18 protein-coding genes and 1 pseudogene are annotated in these 19,186 nt (G+C 55.6%); 12 read left to right on the top strand and 7 right to left on the bottom strand.

What is annotated here, in order from left to right; translation table 11 throughout:
- Positions 1 to 67 precede the first annotated feature (67 nt).
- Positions 68 to 961, top strand: coding sequence for an SDR family oxidoreductase (locus EHV07_RS10665; RefSeq protein WP_147197719.1), 894 nt, complete (start codon positions 68 to 70; stop codon positions 959 to 961).
- A gap of 124 nt (positions 962 to 1,085) precedes the next feature.
- Here EHV07_RS10665 and EHV07_RS10660 read toward each other — a convergent pair whose 3' ends face one another.
- On the bottom strand, positions 1,086 to 1,295 hold the full coding sequence (locus tag EHV07_RS10660) for a hypothetical protein (protein ID WP_147197717.1): 210 nt from the start codon (positions 1,293 to 1,295) through the stop codon (positions 1,086 to 1,088).
- A 54-nt stretch (positions 1,296 to 1,349) separates the two neighbouring features.
- Here EHV07_RS10660 and vapB point away from each other — a divergent pair, with 54 nt between their 5' ends.
- A complete protein-coding gene (gene vapB / locus EHV07_RS10655) occupies positions 1,350 to 1,580 on the top strand; it encodes a type II toxin-antitoxin system VapB family antitoxin (RefSeq protein WP_147197715.1) in 231 nt (76 codons plus the stop codon).
- Positions 1,577 to 1,993 (top strand): type II toxin-antitoxin system VapC family toxin, encoded by a 417-nt coding sequence (locus EHV07_RS10650; RefSeq protein ID WP_147197713.1) that lies wholly within the window; start codon positions 1,577 to 1,579, stop codon positions 1,991 to 1,993. The genes vapB and EHV07_RS10650 overlap by 4 nt, the downstream gene beginning before the upstream one ends.
- An 84-nt stretch (positions 1,994 to 2,077) precedes the next feature.
- On the opposite strand, the pseudogene EHV07_RS25175 reads toward EHV07_RS10650, so the two are convergent.
- The 3 genes and pseudogenes from EHV07_RS25175 to EHV07_RS10635 form a co-directional block, all read right to left on the bottom strand.
- A pseudogene (locus EHV07_RS25175) lies at positions 2,078 to 2,233 on the bottom strand (DUF3644 domain-containing protein); the annotation flags it as partial.
- 139 nt (positions 2,234 to 2,372) lie between these two features.
- Positions 2,373 to 3,692, bottom strand: a complete 1,320-nt coding sequence (otnK, locus tag EHV07_RS10640; protein WP_147197711.1) for a 3-oxo-tetronate kinase — start codon at positions 3,690 to 3,692, stop codon at positions 2,373 to 2,375.
- Positions 3,693 to 3,695: 3 nt separating this feature from the next.
- Positions 3,696 to 4,358: an aspartate/glutamate racemase family protein gene (locus EHV07_RS10635; protein WP_147197709.1), complete on the bottom strand. Its 663-nt coding sequence runs from the start codon at positions 4,356 to 4,358 to the stop codon at positions 3,696 to 3,698.
- Between the two features lie 230 nt (positions 4,359 to 4,588).
- On the opposite strand from EHV07_RS10635, the gene EHV07_RS10630 reads away from it, so the two are divergent.
- Positions 4,589 to 5,815 carry an alpha-hydroxy acid oxidase gene (locus EHV07_RS10630; RefSeq protein ID WP_147197708.1) on the top strand — a complete coding sequence of 409 codons (1,227 nt, stop codon included), beginning with the start codon at positions 4,589 to 4,591 and terminating at the stop codon, positions 5,813 to 5,815.
- 154 nt (positions 5,816 to 5,969) lie between these two features.
- Positions 5,970 to 6,671, top strand: coding sequence for a substrate-binding domain-containing protein (locus tag EHV07_RS10625; protein WP_147197706.1), 702 nt, complete (start codon positions 5,970 to 5,972; stop codon positions 6,669 to 6,671).
- Between the two features lie 3 nt (positions 6,672 to 6,674).
- On the opposite strand, the gene EHV07_RS10620 is transcribed toward EHV07_RS10625, so the two are convergent.
- Positions 6,675 to 7,706 (bottom strand): LacI family DNA-binding transcriptional regulator, encoded by a 1,032-nt coding sequence (locus tag EHV07_RS10620; RefSeq protein WP_147197704.1) that lies wholly within the window; start codon positions 7,704 to 7,706, stop codon positions 6,675 to 6,677.
- Between the two features lie 225 nt (positions 7,707 to 7,931).
- On the opposite strand from EHV07_RS10620, the gene EHV07_RS10615 reads away from it, so the two are divergent.
- From EHV07_RS10615 to EHV07_RS10585, 7 genes are all read left to right on the top strand, one after another.
- Positions 7,932 to 9,245 carry an MFS transporter gene (locus EHV07_RS10615; RefSeq protein ID WP_147197701.1) on the top strand — a complete coding sequence of 438 codons (1,314 nt, stop codon included), beginning with the start codon at positions 7,932 to 7,934 and terminating at the stop codon, positions 9,243 to 9,245.
- A 20-nt stretch (positions 9,246 to 9,265) separates the two neighbouring features.
- Complete coding sequence (locus EHV07_RS10610; protein ID WP_147197699.1) at positions 9,266 to 9,901, top strand: aldolase; 636 nt, start codon at positions 9,266 to 9,268, stop codon at positions 9,899 to 9,901.
- Positions 9,902 to 9,932: 31 nt separating this feature from the next.
- Positions 9,933 to 11,081, top strand: coding sequence for a beta-propeller fold lactonase family protein (locus EHV07_RS10605; RefSeq protein WP_147197697.1), 1,149 nt, complete (start codon positions 9,933 to 9,935; stop codon positions 11,079 to 11,081).
- Positions 11,082 to 11,133: 52 nt separating this feature from the next.
- Positions 11,134 to 11,844 (top strand): hypothetical protein, encoded by a 711-nt coding sequence (locus EHV07_RS10600; RefSeq protein WP_147197696.1) that lies wholly within the window; start codon positions 11,134 to 11,136, stop codon positions 11,842 to 11,844.
- A gap of 110 nt (positions 11,845 to 11,954) precedes the next feature.
- Positions 11,955 to 13,325, top strand: coding sequence for a c-type cytochrome (locus EHV07_RS10595; RefSeq protein WP_147200594.1), 1,371 nt, complete (start codon positions 11,955 to 11,957; stop codon positions 13,323 to 13,325).
- Positions 13,309 to 13,845 (top strand): sugar dehydrogenase complex small subunit, encoded by a 537-nt coding sequence (locus EHV07_RS10590; RefSeq protein ID WP_147197694.1) that lies wholly within the window; start codon positions 13,309 to 13,311, stop codon positions 13,843 to 13,845. Before EHV07_RS10595 ends, EHV07_RS10590 begins: the two co-directional genes overlap by 17 nt.
- A complete protein-coding gene (locus tag EHV07_RS10585; protein ID WP_147197692.1) occupies positions 13,842 to 15,476 on the top strand; it encodes a GMC family oxidoreductase in 1,635 nt (544 codons plus the stop codon). Before EHV07_RS10590 ends, EHV07_RS10585 begins: the two co-directional genes overlap by 4 nt.
- Before the next feature lie 101 nt (positions 15,477 to 15,577).
- On the opposite strand, the gene EHV07_RS10580 is transcribed toward EHV07_RS10585, so the two are convergent.
- Positions 15,578 to 16,387, bottom strand: coding sequence for a flagellin (locus tag EHV07_RS10580; RefSeq protein WP_147197691.1), 810 nt, complete (start codon positions 16,385 to 16,387; stop codon positions 15,578 to 15,580).
- 204 nt (positions 16,388 to 16,591) lie between these two features.
- Positions 16,592 to 18,967 (bottom strand): membrane-bound PQQ-dependent dehydrogenase, glucose/quinate/shikimate family, encoded by a 2,376-nt coding sequence (locus EHV07_RS10575; RefSeq protein ID WP_147197689.1) that lies wholly within the window; start codon positions 18,965 to 18,967, stop codon positions 16,592 to 16,594.
- Positions 18,968 to 19,186: the final 219 nt, after the last annotated feature.

Raw genomic sequence — 19,186 nt, 5'->3', positions numbered from 1 at the left:
ACGTGACAAACATCACATTTGTGCCAGGCTTACTGATACAAAACCACAGATGAAGGAGCACAACACGATGAGCGAACAGGCAAAAAAATCTCTGCTAACTGTGGAGTATCCTAAACCACCTTTCCCCGAGCAGCCGCAGGCCGCACCAGGCATCGCCAGCAAAATGACCCCGCAACCCGATCACGGTGAAAAAACCTATCGCGGTTCCGGTCGCTTACAGGGCCGTAAAGCGTTGATCACCGGCGGCGACTCCGGTATCGGCCGCGCGGTTGCCATTGCCTATGCTCGCGAAGGCGCTGATGTGGCAATTGGCTATCTGCCTGAAGAAGAATCAGATGCCGCCGAGGTGATTAAGCTGATTGAGGCAGAGGGCCGTAAAGCCGTTGCCCTGCCAGGCGATATCCGTTCTGAGGAATTTTGTAAAAAACTGGTAAGCGATGCTGTCAGCCAGCTTGGCGGTTTGGATATCCTGGTTAACAATGCGGGTCGTCAGCAGTTTAATGAATCTATCCGTACGTTAAGCACGGAAGATTTTGACGCCACGTTTAAAACGAACGTCTATGCCATGTTCTGGATTACCAAAGCGGCCGTAGATCATCTGCCGCGTGGCGCGAGCATTATCAACACCTCTTCCGTGCAGGCCTATAAGCCAAGCGAAATTCTGCTTGATTATGCGCAGACCAAGGCCAGTATCGTTGCCTTTACTAAAGCGCTGGCGAAACAGCTGGGCGAAGAAGGCATTCGCGTCAACGCCGTGGCACCCGGACCTTACTGGACGCCGTTGCAGTCCAGCGGCGGTCAGCCGCAGGAAAAAGTGAAGGAGTTTGGCGCAACTTCACCGCTTGGCCGCCCTGGCCAGCCTGCTGAAATCGCCCCGCTCTACGTGACGTTAGCCTCTACCGAGAGCAGCTTTACCTCGGGACAGGTCTGGTGTTCTGACGGCGGTACCGGCACGCTTTAAGTTTTAATCTGCCACTGCCGCCGGATGACGGGTTCCTGAACGGGAGACGTTATTCGGCGGCGGGCTTTTCAGGTTTACGCTTCGCGTTCTCGCACGGTATCGGGTTACACAAAAAAGCGACGGCTTACCCGTCAATGTTCCCCCCCTTTACTTTATGCAATATAAGTTTGGGGACATTTTCCACATCTAATATCTTTCTTTTACTAACAATTACCTGGATTCCCTCCTTATAACCTGCCGCCCACACATCGGTATTTTCACTTTCGTTTTGATAAACAGAAATGTGCTGGATATCTGCATATGCATAACATATACAAAGCGGATTAATCAGCATATACTACCCCTATGCGGGAATCCCCCTTGCACACTCAGCATATGAGGAAAAACCATGCGCACAGTTTCTATTTTTAAAAACGGCAACAATCGCGCCATCCGTCTGCCCCGGGATCTGGATTTTGAGGGAGCAAGCGAGCTGGAGATTATCCGGGAAGGAGACAGCATCATCCTGCGTCCCGTCCGGCCGACCTGGAGCTCGTTTGCCAGCCTGGAAAAGGCCGACCCGGACTTTATGGCAGAGCGCGAAGACGTTGTTAGCGACGAAGGACGATTTGACCTGTGAACAACACCTATATGCTTGACACCTGTATCTGCTCGTTCATCATGCGCGAACAGCCGGAAGCCGTACTAAAGCGCCTGGAGCAGGCAGTGCTGCGTAATCAGCGTATCGTTGTCTCGGCCATTACCTATTCGGAGATGCGCTTCGGTGCCACTGGCCCGAAGGCCTCGCCGCGCCACATGGGGCTGGTTGACGCGTTCTGCGCCCGCCTCGATGCCATCCTGCCCTGGGATCGCGCCGCGGTGGACGCCACCACGGATATTAAGGTGGCACTTCGACTGGCCGGCACGCCAATCGGCCCGAACGACACGGCGATCGCCGGGCATGCGATTGCGGCAGGGGCGATTCTGGTGACAAATAACACGCGGGAGTTTGAGCGGGTACCGGGTCTGGTGCTGGAAGACTGGGCGGAGTAAGTTGCGGGCTCCGGGAACTCCCGGCACATTACTTCGACGTGCCGGGTAGTTTATTTTTAAGGGTATAAAGCCGGTCAAATTCGCATTACGGCTTTGTTCAGCCTGCTCAGGCACAGACTCTGTTTTATGCTGCCAGAGCGCACCAGGAACCCGTAGCGCGGTTTCCCGATCCATCTTCTTCAGCATGCATCTGACGCGTTTGGCTTTCGATGGTCCCTCTTCCAGACAACGTTCATCATCATTACGTAGGAGCAGTACGGTTTTAACTGACTGGATATCAAAATAGAAATATCCAAATCCTTGTTCACAATATCCTCCATTTCCAAATAAAGAACTTCCTCATCTTTTTTTGGGCAGAAGCTAAACAGTGCCCCAAACATTAGCGGCGCATCACCTGTGCTGGCATTATGTGAGCATCATCTCCCGAAACCGCCTGCCCCTTCAGCCTTTCCAGCGCACGTGCAAAAAAGTCTTTCCCGCCAAAATTGCCTGACTTCAGGGCCAGCGCAATCGGGTTATCTCCTTTTGATAGCATTACCGGCACGCCGGGATCGATCTCTTCACCAATTTCCAGCGCCGTTAAATTCAGCGCGCTCACGACCGCACCCGACGTTTCACCGCCGCCGACAACTATTCGCCTTACGCCGGCAGCAACCAGCTGCTTTGCGGCTTCGCCAAACAGATTATCCAGCGCGCCTGCCACGTTTTCCCGACCATACTGCTGCTGTATGGCCTTAACCGCATCCGGCTCGCCTGATGAGTATACCAACGGCGACTTACCCTGATTTTGCCGAATAAAAGCCACAATCTGTTCCGGCCCGGTTTCGCCACTCAGTACTGCTTTCACCTCGATTGCCATCACCGGATGCGTTTTTTGATGCCAGGCTACCTGCTCACGGGTCGCCCCCGAACAGCTGCCGACCAGGATGGCTTCCGGCCCGTTAACAAACGACGCCCCCACCGCCTGGCCAAATGCCTGTCCGCTACGGATAAAATTGTGCGACAGCGCCAGTCCAATGCCTGAACCGCCGGTGACAAGTTTTGCTCCTGCACAGGCGCGACCAATAGCCGTCAGATCATAATCACTAAGGGCATCAACAATATGCAGCGTTCGCCCCTGCTGTGCCTGCTGAGCAAAAAGCGCCTGGATTGCCTGGCTGCCCTGAACCACCGTTTGCCACGGAACGTGCGCCACGCGGTTCGTCGTCTGCGGTTGCAGCACGCGTCGCAAATCGGCGTCTTTCATGGGCGTCAGCGGGTGATGGGCCATACCGGATTCGCTGAGCAGTTGGTCATGCACAAACAGATGCGCCTGATAAACCGTACGGCCCATTGCAGGGAACGCCGGACAAACGACGACGCTCTCCGTCTCCAACAGTGCCGCCAGCGCATCAATGACCGGACCAATATTGCCCTCGTCCGTAGAGTCAAAAGTTGAGCAATATTTAAAGACAATCTGCTGGCAGCCCTGATCCAACAGCCAGCGGCAGGCAGCCAGCGACTGCGCCACGGCTTCCTGCGCCGGTATTGAGCGGCTTTTAAGGGCAATCACGCCTGCTTCAACATCGCCCCCGGCGGGTCGGGTCGGCAGGCCCGGATACTGGGTGGTTTTCAGCCCCCCTTCTCCCAATCCTTTGGTCAGGGCAGCCGCGATATCGCTGGCGCCGGTAAAGTCATCTGCAATTACGCCAATTAACATACGTCACTCCTTACCCGCGATGCGGGCTTTCATCTGCTGCACGGCCGCATGAGGCGCGGTCAGCACCGGCACCGAAACCTGTTGGCGCACGCTGACCGCCGCACGGGAAGTGGAAAAATGCGCCAGCATAATCACATCGCAACCGGCCAGATCCTGTGCGCGTTCAGCCACCAGCCGGTTATGGCTTTCGGCATCGCCCTGCTTCAGTAAATCAATGGCCTTATCAACCAGCACCGTCGTTAAACGGGCCGAAGAATGATGCTGCTTAACATAGTCGTTAAATTCTTCCGTCATCGTCTCTACCGCCGGGCCAAACGTTGCCAGCATGCCGATATTTTTCCCCTGCGCAAGCGCCTGATGAAACATCGCTTCGTTCGGTTTTAACACCGGAATGGGCAAGGCGGCTGCCAGCTTATCGATGGCGGGTCCAAAGGCGGAACAGGTAATCAGAATCCCCTGCGCCTGCATGTCATACGCATAGCGTCCCAGCCGGACAAAGCGCTCCGTCAGCGCTGGCGAAAGTTCCGCTTCCCTGGCGCGGTCAAGAGAAAGCCCGTCATCCAGCAAATTAACGGTTTCCGCCTCCGGCCAGACCTCGTTAAAAGCAGTATGGATCGGCGTCATCGCGACGGGCGTGGCGTGCAGTAATACAATTCGGGATCGCATAATCATCTCCAGAAAACAGGCTGTCGGGGGGTTGCGTTAAATGTAAGGGCTTACAAATATTGCTGTAAAGTGAGCCGGATCACATAAAAACCCAATAAGGATGCCAGGGTGTTATTGAAATGTTAGAGATGATTGACCAAAATTGAAAGCGCTTACAAAATTTTTTCCTGTTTGGTCAGGCGCAGTCCTGCCCGAGCCTGATGGTTATCCTCCGATTGTGAGAACGCACTATGACATCATCTGCAAATTCCTCTTCCCTGCGTACGGCATCGCCCTCGGTCGTGAAGAGTCCGGCGGTAAAAACGGTACCGCGCCATTTTCGTGATTTGCTGGCGTTAGATGATTTTGAACGTCACGCACGACGCCGCCTGCCGAATATGATCTATCAGTATGTGGCAGGCGGCGTGGAAACCGGACGCGGCATTGCCGGAAACATCGAAGCTTATCAACAATATACTTTTATTCCCCGCATGTTCAGAGACGTCTCTGGCCGCGATCAGCGCACCACGCTTTTCGGTCACGCTTATCAGCACCCGTTTGGCGTGGCGCCGTTGGGGGGCGCCTCTTTTGTGGCTTATCAGGCAGATATTGCCCTGGCTAAAGCCGCACGGGAGATGAACGTACCGATGATCCTCAGCGCATCGTCGCTGGTAAAACTGGAAGATGTCCATAAGGCGAACCCGGACGCCTGGTTCCAGGCTTATCTGGCGGGCGATCAGCCACGCATCGACCGCTTACTCGATCGCGTTGCCGCCGCTGGTTATCAGACGCTGGTGGTGACGGGTGACACGCCGATGCTCGGCAACCGCGAGCACAACACCCGCAGCGGGTTTAGCATGCCGATAAAAATTACGCCAAAAGTGGCGCTGCAAAGCGCCATGAACCCTCGCTGGCTGCTGGGAACGGTGGCACAAACCTTTCTGCGCCACGGCGCACCACACTTTGAAAATACCGATGCCGAACGTGGCCCGCCGATGATGTCCAGCAAGGTACGCAATACTCAGGCACGCGACAAGCTGAGCTGGAAAAACGTCGAGGCCATTCGCAAAAAATGGCCCGGCAACCTGGTAATCAAAGGACTGATGTCACCGGAAGATGCTTTTATCGCACGGGATTTGGGGGCGGACGCGGTCATTTTATCGAATCATGGCGGTCGCCAGCTGGATCACACCGTGCCGCCGCTGCTAACGCTGGCGGAAATCGCGGCCAAAAAAGGCGCAATGAAAGTGATCATCGACAGCGGTATTCGTCGTGGTACCGACGTGATGAAAGCGATGGCGCTGGGCGCGGATTTTGTCTTTCTCGGACGTCCTTTCCTCTACGCCGCCGTGGTGGGCGGCCAAACAGGTGTGGAACACGCCATGCATATTTTACGGGACGAAATCGACCGCGATCTGGCGCTGATTGGCGTGCGTACACCAGCAGAACTTGACGCCAGCTACCTGCGGAAAAGCTGATAACGGGCACGCGCCTGGAACGAAAGGAGCACACGCCTGGAGCAAGCATCACGCGCTATGGACGGCCCGTTAAGGGCTGCTACGGACGGCTTTTTTTTGCCTGCGCATGCTCCCTGCTCCTGTGCAGGGTTAACACTCTTTTAAGAGGATTTTTATGAGCAGAAACCAACAAATTCGCCTGTTCAGCGCGCTCGCCATCCGGGCGCCCTTTACACAGCTGGAAGCCACGTGGCTAACACAGCATCCGGATAATCCGCTGGCGATCGACTGGGGCCCCACCACGGCGATTGAAAAAAAGCTGGCCGCTGGAGAGCCGGCCGATGCGGTTATCGTTACCGTTAAGGCGATGGATAAGCTGATTGCCGAAGGGGTGGTTACGGGCGGCAGCCGCGTGGAGCTGGTGGATTCACCGATTGGTCTGGCGATGCTGCCGCAAGCCGAAGCGCCCGATATCAGCAGCGTTGAGGCGCTGAAAAAAGCACTGCTGGCCGCCAGATCCGTCTGCTGGTCTCTGGGCGGTGCCAGCGGCATTTACTTTCAGACGGTGCTGAAGCAGCTGGGGATTGAAGAAGCGATGGCTGCCCGCGCCACCACGATCGGCGAAGGTTTTACCGCCAGCCAGCTTATCGCAGGCAAAGCGGACATTGCCGTACAGCAGATCAGCGAGTTGCTGGCGGTGAAAGGCATTAAGGTGATTGGGCCGCTACCGGATGCCGTGCAGCAGCCGACCTCGATCTCAGCTGGCGTGCTTGCCAACGCGCAGAATCCGCAGGGGGCCGCCGCGCTGCTCGATTTCCTGCGCTCTGCCGAAGCGGGCCGGGCGTTCGAGGCGTTCGGCATGTCGCTGCGCAACTAAGGGTTAGCGCTGGCGAGGCGCGGAACCGCTGCTGCCGCGTACAATCAGCTCCGGCTTTAGCTGTGTTTGCCGGGGCGCGTCTTCACCGTTTAGCGTAGCCAGCAGGTAGTCCGCCGCACAGAGACCAATCTGCGCCAGCTCCACACGCATGGTGGTTAGCGGATGTTCAAGGTGTTCAGCGTATTCATAATCGTTAAAGCCGGTTATGGAGATATCGCCAGGAATGCGCAGATAGCGTTCTGTCGCCGCGCGCATTGCGCCGAATGCCAGTAAATCATTGCCACAGATCACGGCGGTAGGCGGGTTTGGGCCATCCAGCAGCTGAAACATCGCCTGTCGTGCTTCGTTCATGGTGAAAGCGCTGCTGATAAGATTCGCCTCATCAAGCTGCAAACCCGCCGCTGCCAGCGCATTGCGCGTGCCGGTAATGCGTTCAGAAATACGATCGTTAGAAGGCGGCGTGCCGACGATGACGCCAAACTTTTGGTGGCCCAGCGCCAGCAGATGCGCCGTCATTTCACTCGCTGCCAGCTGATTATCGTAGCCGACGCTGGGGTAGCGCTGATCGACGGAAAAGGTCTGAATACAGGGGATCCCCTGCTGATTAATCCGTTCCCACAAACGCGGATGGTGGCTGTTGCCCACCAGCATCAGCGCATCGATGCCGTACTCCACCAGCTTGTTCACCTCGTTCAGTTCGGTCTGCGGATCGAAGTCGGAATTGGCCAGCAGCAGCGTGTAACCCGACTGATGGATCTTTTGCTGAAAGCTGGCCAGCGGGCGGGAGAACGTTTCCGTCGCCAGCGTGGGTACAACCGCGCCAATGGTCATGCTGCGTCGTGACGCCAGCGTTCTTGCCGCACGATTAATCACATATCCCAATTCCTCACAGGCTCGCTCTACCGCCTCGCGACGTGACTGCCGCACCGACGCGCTGCCGTTCAATACCCGAGAGACCGTCGCGGTGGACACCCCCGAACGCTGGGCAACATCTTCCAGAGAAACTCTTGCGGGAGGTGAAGGCTTATCGGACATCGTCGGTCTCCAGAGTGAAATTAGTGATGCCGTCCACAAAAATTGCAGACAGGCCAGATCTCGTTTTGAAAGCGCTTACTTTTTGCTTGACTGAATTTTGTAATCGCTTACTTTTAACATCATATTATCAGAAACAGACCAAAATTTACCAAACGATAACAATCAACCTGACGACAGGCGTCCCGGCCCGCTCGCCAACGCACCGAGATAATAAAGGAATTCACCATGCGTAGATACCCACGAGTCCGCTGGCTGATGATTGCATTCTGCTTTTTCGCCATCGCCATCAACTACATAGATCGCATTAACCTCGCCATCGCTGCACCGCATATTAAAAAAGATCTTGGGCTGGATGACACCAGCATGGGGCTGATCCTTGGCGCATTTTTCTGGACTTACGCACTGATGCAAATTCCTGCCGGTCGCCTGCTTGACCGGCTGGGTGCCCGTGCCGGTCTGGCTATCGCGGTAGGCTGGTGGTCATTGTTTACCGTCGTGACCGCATTTGGTCGGGGCTTCGGTTCCCTTTTTGCTTCACGCCTGCTGCTGGGGATCGGGGAATCTGGCGGTAATCCCGGCTGTGCAAAAGTGGTCTATTCGTGGTTTGCGAAGAAGGAGCGGGCGACGGCCAGCGGCATTTTTGATGCCGGTCCGCGTGCCGGTAGCGCCATCGCGCTGCCTCTGGTTGCCTGGTTGATCAGCACCTGGGATTGGGAAACCTCGTTTGTGGTTACCGGCGCGCTGGGCCTGGCCTGGGTGGCTATCTGGCTGCTGTTTTATCGCGAACCAGAGGCGATGAAAGGCCTGAACCCTGAACAGCGGGAGAACCTGCTGGCCGATCGCGGCGTCCAGACAGTGGATAAAAATGAGAAGGTCAATATTGCCGGTCTGTTTCGCTTCAGAACGGTGTGGGGCATGATGATCGGCTTTTTCTGCATGAACTTCGCCACCTATTTCTTTGTGACCTGGTTCCCGACCTATCTGACCATGGCGCACGGTTTCTCCCTGAAAGAGCTGGGGACGATTGGTGCCATCCCTGCCCTGATGGGCATTCCCGGCAGTCTGCTGGGCGGCATCACTTCCGACTGGCTTTATCGCAAAGGCTTTTCGCTAACCACCGCGCGTAAATCCTGCCTGATTGCCGGGATGCTGCTCTCTTCCGTGATTGCTTTCGCCGCTTTTACCAGCAGCGTTACGGTGATTTTGACGCTGTTCTCGCTTACCTATGCCGGTTTAGCTTTTACCGCCGCCAATATCTGGACGCTGCCTGCTGATGTCGCGCCGAATTCCGGCTACGTCGGCACTCTCGGCGGTATCCAGAATTTTGCCGGCAACCTCGCGGGCATTGTCACCGCATCGTTTACCGGGCTGATGCTGACCCTGAGCCACGGTTCCTTTGTGGTGCCGCTGTTGGTCGCTGGCGGGATCTGTCTCGTTGGCGCGCTGAACTTCATGTTTGTCATGGGCAAAATCGAACCGTTGGCGATTGAAAAAAACCAGCAGGTCAGCGGCGTGGTCGCGGCCGATCATAAAGCCTGACCCTCAAAGCGGAGAAAAAAATGAGTGAACTGCAATTGCGTGAAGAGATCTGCCTGGCGGGTAAAAGCCTGTTCGATCGCGGCTATACCGTCGGTAGTGCCGGAAACATCAGCGCCCGACTGGCCGACGGCTGGCTGATTACGCCAACGGATGCTTGCCTGGGCCGGCTTGAACCGGATCGTATCGCCAAAGTCAGCCTGAACGGTGACTGGATCGCCGGTGACAAGCCGTCAAAAACGCTGCTGCTGCATCGTCAGGTTTACGATCGCAATCCCGAAGTGCAGGCGGTCGTCCATACTCACTCTACCAGTCTGGTAGGACTGACTTTGCAAGGTGTCTGGCAGGAAGCCAGCATTCTGCCGCCGATTACCCCTTATCAGGTGATGAAAGTCGGCAGAATCCCGCTGATCCCATACTGTCGCCCGGGTGCGCCACAGGTGGCGGATCGGGTTGCTCAGCTGGCGCTTGAGGTACGCGGCGTCATGCTCGCGCGGCTTGGCCCGGTTATCTGGGGAAACTCGATTGCCGCCGCCTGCTTTGCCTTAGAGGAGCTGGAAGAAACGGCAAAGCTGTGGATGCAGGCGACGGTTAAGCCTCAGCCGTTGGGTGAGGATGAGGTGGCCGAGCTTTGCGAGGTATTTTCTGCCCGCTGGTAACACCTTACCGTTAAATAATAAGGATATAACAATGAATAAAAATCTTTATGCTGGCACCCTTCTGTCGTTAATGACGCTGGCCGGAACCGCGCAGGCACAAACCCTGATCTACGTCTCCAACGCCGACAGCGGCACCGTTACCGGTTATCAGCTGGATAAAAACAAACCCGCGCTACAGCCGATCGGCACGTTTCCGGCGGGCGCAAAAGCGATGTCCTCCGTGGTGTCACCCGACAAAAAAATGCTTTATGTCTCGGTACGCAGCAAGCCTTACAGCGTGGCGGCCTTTCATATTCAGCCCGATGGACAGCTGGTAAAAGCAGGCCAGACGCCGCTGCCGGAAAGCATGGCCTATCTGTCGTTGGATAAGCAGGGACATTACCTGCTTAGCGCCTCCTACGGTGGCGATCTGTTCAGTATCAACCGTATTAACAAAGAGGGGCTGGTCGAGGCCGAGCCGGTTCAGGTCGTGCATACCGGTAAACGCGCCCATGCTATTCAGGTCGATCCTACCAATCATTTTCTCTACGTTACCCTGCTGGGCGCCGATCAACTGTTGCAGTACCGCTTTGACGCGGCAACGGGCAAGGTCACGCCAAACGATCCGCCGTTCGTTAATATTCAGGACGAGGCGGCAACCGGCCCGCGTCACTTTGCTTTTGCGCCCGCGCTGGATAAGCAGGGTAAACGCAACCTCTATATTCTGACCGAAATGGCGGGCAATATCTCGCGGCTGACGGTGAATGCCAATGGCACCACCACCCCCGCAGAAGTGGTGAATTCGGTCTCGCCGAAAGAAGAGATGCAGCGTGGCGAGGCCAGACCGTTGACCGGTGATGACGATTTGCCGCCTTCTCAGAAGCCCCGCATCTGGCAGGCAGATATTCATCTGACGCCGGATGGCCGCTTTCTCTACTCGACCGAACGCACCAGCAGTACCCTTTCCGCCTTCTCAGTTGACCCGAACAACGGTCATCTGACTTATCTCAGCAGCGTTAAGACCGAACGGCAGCCGCGGGGCTTCGCCATCGATAACAGCGGACGCTTTTTGATTGAGTCCGGGCAGAAATCCACTCAGCTTTCGCTCTATACCATCAATACGTCAACCGGCGCGCTGACGCTGGCCGGCCAGTATCCAACGGATAAAGGCGCTAACTGGGTCACTGTTGTTGAGAAATAAGTTTAACCCGGGTCGGCTACGGCCCGGCAGACCAGCCCTAACCGGAGATCTTATGAAACGTACTTCGCAATCCCTTCTTTCCGCCCTCATCGCTACGGGCTTTGCTTTTGCCGCTTCGCCTGTTGCCAGTGCCGCAGAACAGGTTGTCGCCACCAATCTGGAACCGCTGCATCACGTGATTATGGAAAACCAATATGTCACCGTGATGCGCGTGATGATCCGGCCGGGCCAGTCCACGCTGTTTCACGAGCAGCATCTTGATTACGTGAATACCCATATTGATGGCAGCCTGACGCACACCACTTATCCCGATAAGCCGCCAAAAGATGGCGAGATGAAAAGTGGCAACGTCAAGTTTGGCGCGCATCAGGGCAAGTCAGAAACCGACAAAGTGACCAATACCGGCACCACGCTGAACCAGCAGGTCGCCTTTGAGATCAACCAGCCCGGCCCCCAGCATTTTGGCGGCGCGACGCGTCCCGATCTGCCGGTGTTCCAGCAGGTTCTGGATCAAAAAACGGTGAAGGGCTGGAAAGTCACGCTGCAACCCGGCGAAAGCACCACGCTCTATAACCAGCACGGGCCAGGCGTGCGCGTCTTCTTTACCGAGGGTCGCCTGCTGGAATCGATTCCCGGCAAGCCTAACCGTAATAAAGAGGTCTGGCTGCATCGCGGTGATGCCCAGCTAACCGGGCCGGAAAAAATCGAGCTCACCAACGGGGGCGATACGCCGCTTATCTTCAACGATTACGAACTGCTCTAAAGCCGGCTGCCGCCGGTTTTCCGGGGGCAACCGGCACTTTCTAATAAAAATAACGACATTTCACTTTTACAGGAGCATGTCAGGTGAGACGACATTGTCTGCCTTTGGCGATGAGCCTGATCCTTGTCACCGGGATGCAGTTTGCGCACGCGCAGCCTGACGAGAACCAGGATCTGATTGCCAAAGGAAAATATCTTGCCACGGCCGCCGACTGCGGAGCGTGCCACACCTCGCCGCATCAAGGCGCGCCGATGGCGGGCGGCTATGCAATACAGTCGCCGTTAGGCAGCATTTTCGCGAGTAATATTACCCCGTCAAAAACCGATGGCATCGGTGAATACAGCGAGCAGGATTTTGCGCGGGCGGTACGGGAAGGCATGAATAAACAGGGTGAACATCTTTACCCTGCTATGCCTTATACCTCTTACGCCGCCATCAGCGACGACGATATTCACGCACTTTATCTCTATTTCATGAACGCCGTGGCCCCGGTCGATATTGCCACGCCGCAAACCCACCTGCCCTTTCCTTACAACATTCGTGCATCCATGGCCGTATGGAATATGTTTTTTGCCGACGGTCGCCGCTTTATGCCGAATCCCGATAAGTCTGACCTGGTGAACCGGGGAGACTATTTGGTGAATGCGCTGGCGCACTGTGATACCTGCCACACGCCGCGCAATGTGCTGATGGGCCAGCAAAACGATCGGGCTTTCTCCGGCGGCAGTTTGGGCAGCTGGTATGCACCGAATATCACACCGGATCAATCTGGCATTGGCGACTGGAGCGCCGCTGAACTGAGTGAATATCTGAAAACGGGCCGCCTTGACGGTAAAGCGCAGGCGGCAGGGCCGATGGCGGAAGCTATCGAGCACGGTTTGCAGCACCTTTCCGATGCGGATATTCAGGCGATTGTGGCCTACCTGCGTCAGGTTCCCGCCGTGAATACCGGCGCTCCCCAGGCTCGGGATGGCTATGGTGCTGGCGCCGACAGTGAACAGCAGCTGCGCGGCCAGGCCAGCGCCGATCCCGGTTGGGTTGTGTTCAGCGGCAGCTGTGCAAACTGCCATCAGCCCGCAGGCCAGGGCAACTCGCGTTACCCTGCACTTTTTCATAACAGCGCAACCGGAGCCGATCGGCCCGATAACCTCGTTTCAGCCATCCTGTTTGGCGTGCAGCGCAACGTCAATAATCAGCCTGTCGCGATGCCCGCTTTCGGACCAGATGCCGACTTTACCAATCGTCTTAACGACCAACAGATCGCCGACGTCAGTAATTACGTCTTAAAAAACTTCGGTAATCCGCAGGTTTCCGTTACCGCGCAGCAGGTTAAAACATTGCGCGAAGGCGGCGATGCGCCGTTGTTGGTACAGCTGACCCGACCTTTAGCGATCGCCGGCATTGCCGCAGCGCTGGTTGTGTTGATCGCTATTTTTATCCTGCTCAGCAGAAAAAGGAGGCGTAATGCCACAGAACACTAAAGCGTCTCCGGCTTTCAGCCGCCGCCGCTTATTACAAGGTATGGCCGTTTTGTCACTCAGCGCCGTTTGTTCCTCGCTGTTCCCGGCGCAAATGGCCGCTGCACAGCAAAGCGCGGAGAGCGGCTTTGTCGCGACCTCCTCTTTTCTGGTCAGCCGACCCGCCAGCCCGATCCTCGCTGAACGCTATTACTCTGCCCTGTGCCGACATTATGCGGATTTCCCAACGCGGTTTGCTGCCCTCAAAGGCTATATTGCCACGCAGAATTTCGCCCATGTGGATGCCTTTCTTCGGGCTGTTGATGCGACACACCCGCTTTTTCAAACCGCCTCGTTAATTATCGCCAGCTGGTATACCGGCGTGGTCGGTGAAGGCGCAGGCAGCGAACTGATCGCCTATGCCGACGCAATGATGTATCTGCCAACGAAAGATATTTTAGTGGTGCCAACCTACGGCGGTGGCCCCGATTCCTGGGGCTGGGATCCGGCGCAGAAGGTGAAAGAGAAAGGAGAAGCAGCATGAAGCAGGTTGATGCCGACGTAGTCATTATTGGCTCCGGCGTGATGGGCGGCCTGGTCGCGACCGAGCTGGCGAAAGCCGGCAAATCGGTAATTATCGTCGAGGCCGGCCCGCGCATTAAGCGCCAGGAAATTGTCGAACGGTTTCGCAACTCGCCATTCAAGATGTCGCTGACCAATATGAAATTGCAGGGCGTAGGCTCACCCTATCCCGACCTGCCTCATGTCCCTTCCACCTATGGCGAGTATCTGCAACAGACAGGCCCGGTGAAGTACCCCACCAAATACCTGCGCGTGGTCGGCGGCACCACCTGGCATTTTGGCTCGGCGCTGTGGCGGATGATCCCCAACGACTTTAAGCTGCAAAGCTTGTACGGTCGTGGGCGCGACTGGCCGATTGACTATCAGGAGCTGGAACCCTGGTATGGCCGCGCGGAGCGGGAACTGGGCGTTTCCGGTATGGATGGCCAGGATGAGAGCGGGCACGGCGGCGAAGCCTGGCCGCCGCGCTCGACGCCTTTTCCAATGACCGGTCTGGAGCCGAGCTATCTGTTTAAACGGCTCTCTGAACTGTTGGGTAAAGGCGGCTACAACCCGGTGATGGAACCGAACGGTCGCGCCACCCGCCCGTACGGCAGACGTCCGGCCTGCGCAGGCAATAATAACTGCAATCCTGTCTGCCCCATCGCGGCCAAATATGATGGTTCAATGCATATTGACGAAGCGGAACGACACGGCGCAACGCTGCTGGATAATTCGGTGGTGTATAAAATCGAGGCGGACGACGCGGGAAAGATCACCGGTATCTGGTATCGCAAACCTGACGGCTCCAACCACCACCTGACCGCCAACTATTTTGTGCTGGCGGCTTACGGGATTGAATCGCCCAAGCTGCTGCTGATGTCGACCTCGGCACGTTACCCGAACGGCATTGCTAACGGTTCGGACCAGGTTGGCCGCAATCTGATGGGCCATACCGGCATCAGCATGAATGTGATGATGAAAGAGGACGTCTGGCCGGGACAGGGGCCAACCGAACTGCTGGTTTATCTGAATAATCGCGACGGCCCTTTCCGCAAGGATTTCCCCAGCTACAAAATCAAAGTGCGTAATACCGTGCCGACCGCTGACTACGCGGCTTCGCTGATCAAAAAAGGCGTGCTGGGTTCAAAACTGGATGAAGAGTTAAAGCGGATGTCGGCGCGATCGCTGAACTTTGCCATCGACTTTGAAACCCTGCCGCTGGCGGAAAACCGTATCGTGCCGAGCAAAACCCGGCAGGACGCGATTGGCCTGCCGGTACCGGAAATTTACTACAGCGTGACCGATTACTGGCACGCCGGTAAAACCCAGGGGCTTTTGGATTTTGATAATTTCGCCCGTTTGCTCAATGCGGACGTGTCAAAAATCGATACGGGCTATCAGGATCGGCAGCACATTATGGGCACGACGATCATGGGCGATGATGCCAAAAACTCCGTGGTCAACCGCCATTGCCAGAGCCACGATCACCCTAACCTGTTTATTGCCGGGACCAGCGTCATGCCTTCGGCCTCCTGCATGAATCCAACGCTGACCGGCGCGGCCCTCAGCCTGCGACTGGCGGATTATCTGCTGAAAACGGTTAAGGTATAAATTTACGCGTGGGAGACGGCGTTTAACGCGCCTGCACCTTCCTGAAAACAAAAAACCCGGCCGAGGCCGGGTTTTTGCGTTCTGCGGTAAACCAGAAAGACTTACTGCAGCAGAGACAGCACGCCCTGTGGAACCTGGTTGGCTTTTGACAGCACGGAGGTACCGGCCTGCTGAAGGATCTGCGCTTTGGACATGTTAGACACTTCCGTTGCGTAGTCAGCATCCTGAATACGTGACTGAGACGCGGTCAGGTTAGTCGACGTGGTGTTCAGGTTGTTGATGGTAGATTCAAAACGGTTCTGAATCGCACCCAGACCTGAACGTGCGGTATCCACGTTTTTGATACGCGCGTCGAGGTCAGACAGGTCGCCACCGGTCACGTCGAAAGTCGCGCCCAGACCAGTGGTCTGGAAGCCTGCGCCTGACAGAGAGATGCTGATCACGTTAGCGTCGGTAGAGTCGTTAGCGCCAACCTGAATGTTTACGCTGCCGGTGGTATCAAAGATCGCCGTGCCGTTAAAGGTACTTGCTTTACCGATACGGTTAATTTCAGACAGACGTGCATCAACTTCTTTCTGGATTGAGTCGATATCGTCAGCGCTGTTGGTGCCGTTTTTCGCCTGAACGGTCAGTTCACGGATACGCTGTAAGTTGGTGTTCATTTCGTTCAGAGAGCCTTCAGCTGTCTGAGTCAGAGAGATACCGTCGTTAGCGTTACGTGCAGCCTGGGTCAGACCTTTGATCTGAGAGTTCATGCGGTTAGCGATAGCTTCGCCCGCGGCGTCATCTTTTGCGCTGTTGATGCGCAGGCCAGAGGAAAGACGCTCAATGGCGGTGCTCAGAGAAGCCTGGGATTTGTTCAGGTTGTTCTGAGTGGTCAAAGACATAATGTTAGTGTTAATAACGGACATAATATTTTCCTTCAAAAAGTAACTTGGGTCTGTACGGCGCCAGGCTGCCCGTCACCGTCTGCATTCTTTATCGGCGACCTTTGTCAGAACTTTAAAAAACTTTTCAGGAAAATCATCATGCCCGCGTGAATAAGGCGGCAAAGCGGGCTGTTTGAGGGGGGAAACCCGTCTTCCTGCTGGAAGACGGGGTAAGACCGATAAATCTTAACGCAAACGGAACGCCATCACCGCATCGCCTTCTTTGGTGCCAAGAGAACCGTGGCCACCCGCAGCGATAATCACATACTGCTTATTATCCGCGCCCATATAGGTTGCCGGGGTCGCCTGTCCGCCTGCCGGCAGTTCGGTTTGCCACAGCAGCTTACCGGTATTGATGTCATAGGCCCGGAAGAAGTTATCTGCCGTAGCGCCATGGAATACCAGATCGCCCGCGGTGGTCAGCGGGCCACCGTGCGCCACCATTCCCATTGGGAAACCGATGGGGAAGCGGCCCGGCAGGAAGGTGGTTTTCAGGTTTTTAGTCGTGCCAACGCGTCGCAGCCAGCCCGTTTTACCGGTGGTAAGATCCACGCCAACCAGACGGCCCCAGGGTGGAGCGATGCAGGGAATGCCCAGGCTGGAGGCGAACTGCTGGATATGGATGGCGTAATCCCCTTCAAAGTTCTCATTCCAGTACGGCGTGCCGTCTTTGGTGAACAGACGCTTGTTTTCGGTCTCTGGCGTACGCTTAATCAGGTTGTACTTGTAGGCCAGACGAACCGGCGATGCCACCAGGATTTGCCGTTCCGGATCGATGGCCACGGAACCCCAGTTAAAGACGCCGATATTCCCCGGGAAAACGATAGAGCCCGCTTCGGTGGCAGGCGTCCACGGATTGCCGTCATAGCGCAGGGATTTGTAATCGATCCGACAGGCCATCTGGTCAAACGGCGTCAGTCCCCACATCGATTTCTCATCAATCGGATCGGGAATAAAGTTCAGTGCAGAAACCGGCTGGGTTGGCGAGAATTTCTCACCCGCTACGCCGCCCTGGGTAGAAACGTCAACCTGATTGATCGGATAAACCGGCTGGCCGGTCAGGCGATTCAGCACGAACAGATTGCCGGTTTTAGTCGGCAGGATCACCACCGGCTGTTTACTGCCCTGATAATCAATATCCAGCAGCGACGGCTGGGACGGATTATCACGGTCCCACAAGTCATGTTTAGAAGACTGGAAGCGCCATTTAAACGCGCCGGTTTTCAGATCCAGCGCCACCAGCGTGTCGCGGAACTTTTCGGTATTGCTGTTTGGATCGCGTTTGCCGCCCAGCTCATCCGGCGAGGCGTTGCCAAACGGCACATAGACCAGACCGTTTTTCACATCCGCACTCAGCGTCGCCCAGGCGACAGGCGTGTCCTGCGGATAACGTTGTCCGGCAGGCAGCGGCTGCGTATTGTCAGGATTAGCCGGGTCGAAATTCCACACCAGGCTACCGCTGTTAACGTCATAAGCGCGGATGACCCCGGATGGATTTCCGCTGTTATAACCGTTATCCATTACCGAGCCACCAACAATAACCAGATTGCCAGCCACCAGCGGCGCAGAGGTTTGCATCAGGGCGTGAGGACGAATATTGCCCATATTAGCCCGTAAATCGACGGTGCCGTTATTACCGAAACCGGCGCAGAGTTTGCCGCTGTCTGCATCCAGTGCGATTAATTTCGCATCGGTTGTGGCATTGAAAATACGTTTACGGCAGAGCGCCGGAGCAGTCGCGGTATTGGACGCTGTCGCCTGGCTTTCCTGATAATAACTCACGCCGCGACAGGTTTGATGCTGCTGCAAATAAGAGCGATCTTTGGTCGGCTGATATTTCCACTTCAGCGCGCCGGATTCAGGATTCAGGGCATGCACTTCATTATGCGGCGTGCAGAAATAGACGGTGTCATTCACCTTCAGCGGCGTCGCTTCAAAGGTATATTCCGTTGCATCTTTATTACTGTCACGCACGTCGCCGGTATGATATGTCCAGGCAAGCTGCAAATTATTGACGTTGTCTTTGGTTATTTGATTGAGCTTTGAGAAACGCAGGCCGTCAGGTGTTCCGCCGTAGGCCGTCCAGTCATTGCCCGGCAGGCTGTCGGCAATCGGGTTACGTTGACTGGTTAGCGTGCCCTCTTTGGGATAGGGATCGTAAAACATCAGGCCGATAACCACAGCAATGATAATAATCACGGTGGAGCCAAGGAAGGGATGAAAACTGGCGGGTTTAGCAGGATTACTGACGCGCGATAGCGGACGCACAATCCATGGCAGCGCGAGCCACACGCCGAACAGGCCGATCAGATCGCCACGGGGGATCCACTGCCATTTATCGAAGCCGACTTCGAATACGGTCCAGGCCACAACAATCCACATCAGTACCGCATAAATTGTCAGAGCAAATTTCTTTTTGTAAAACAGCGCGACGGCGGTAATTAGCAGGCCGATGGCAATAATGGCATAAAAAGGCGTGCCACCCAGCAGCAATAGCTTGCCGCCCATGTAAAGCATTGCGATACCCACGATCGCTAACACAATACCGGTTAGTTTTATCATTTTCGTCTCTCGGTTAATCTCAGGAGTGATCTGTCATTTAAATTACATTTCAACAACACAAATTTAACTAAAATAACATTGAATGAAAACTGTATTTAATTTATGTATTTTAGGTGAAGATTTCGTATTGGTATGATTTTTCAGGAGAGACGGTGATAAACCGCTAAAAAAGAGGACGGCAGAGGTAAAACAGCAAGCCCGGCGCTGAAATCAGCACCG

This window comes from Pantoea sp. CCBC3-3-1 (assembly GCF_007981265.1).
Lineage (GTDB): Bacteria > Pseudomonadota > Gammaproteobacteria > Enterobacterales > Enterobacteriaceae > Erwinia.
Note: the sequence above shows the minus strand (reverse complement) of the source record. Positions and strands in the feature narration are given on the sequence as shown.

Excerpts from the sequence above, each read along its gene's own strand:
- EHV07_RS10595 (WP_147200594.1), top strand. The coding sequence starts at position 11,955 with ATGAGCCTGATCCTTGTCACCGGGATGCAGTTTGCGCACGCGCAGCCT.
- vapB (WP_147197715.1), top strand. The coding sequence starts at position 1,350 with ATGCGCACAGTTTCTATTTTTAAAAACGGCAACAATCGCGCCATCCGT.
- EHV07_RS10600 (WP_147197696.1), top strand. The coding sequence starts at position 11,134 with ATGAAACGTACTTCGCAATCCCTTCTTTCCGCCCTCATCGCTACGGGC.
- EHV07_RS10585 (WP_147197692.1), top strand. The coding sequence starts at position 13,842 with ATGAAGCAGGTTGATGCCGACGTAGTCATTATTGGCTCCGGCGTGATG.
- EHV07_RS10615 (WP_147197701.1), top strand. The coding sequence starts at position 7,932 with ATGCGTAGATACCCACGAGTCCGCTGGCTGATGATTGCATTCTGCTTT.
- otnK (WP_147197711.1), bottom strand. The coding sequence starts at position 3,692 with ATGTTAATTGGCGTAATTGCAGATGACTTTACCGGCGCCAGCGATATC.
- EHV07_RS10630 (WP_147197708.1), top strand. The coding sequence starts at position 4,589 with ATGACATCATCTGCAAATTCCTCTTCCCTGCGTACGGCATCGCCCTCG.
- EHV07_RS10625 (WP_147197706.1), top strand. The coding sequence starts at position 5,970 with ATGAGCAGAAACCAACAAATTCGCCTGTTCAGCGCGCTCGCCATCCGG.
- EHV07_RS10660 (WP_147197717.1), bottom strand. The coding sequence starts at position 1,295 with ATGCTGATTAATCCGCTTTGTATATGTTATGCATATGCAGATATCCAG.
- EHV07_RS10610 (WP_147197699.1), top strand. The coding sequence starts at position 9,266 with ATGAGTGAACTGCAATTGCGTGAAGAGATCTGCCTGGCGGGTAAAAGC.
- EHV07_RS10620 (WP_147197704.1), bottom strand. The coding sequence starts at position 7,706 with ATGTCCGATAAGCCTTCACCTCCCGCAAGAGTTTCTCTGGAAGATGTT.
- EHV07_RS10605 (WP_147197697.1), top strand. The coding sequence starts at position 9,933 with ATGAATAAAAATCTTTATGCTGGCACCCTTCTGTCGTTAATGACGCTG.
- EHV07_RS10580 (WP_147197691.1), bottom strand. The coding sequence starts at position 16,387 with ATGTCCGTTATTAACACTAACATTATGTCTTTGACCACTCAGAACAAC.
- EHV07_RS10665 (WP_147197719.1), top strand. The coding sequence starts at position 68 with ATGAGCGAACAGGCAAAAAAATCTCTGCTAACTGTGGAGTATCCTAAA.
- EHV07_RS10635 (WP_147197709.1), bottom strand. The coding sequence starts at position 4,358 with ATGCGATCCCGAATTGTATTACTGCACGCCACGCCCGTCGCGATGACG.
- EHV07_RS10575 (WP_147197689.1), bottom strand. The coding sequence starts at position 18,967 with ATGATAAAACTAACCGGTATTGTGTTAGCGATCGTGGGTATCGCAATG.
- EHV07_RS10590 (WP_147197694.1), top strand. The coding sequence starts at position 13,309 with ATGCCACAGAACACTAAAGCGTCTCCGGCTTTCAGCCGCCGCCGCTTA.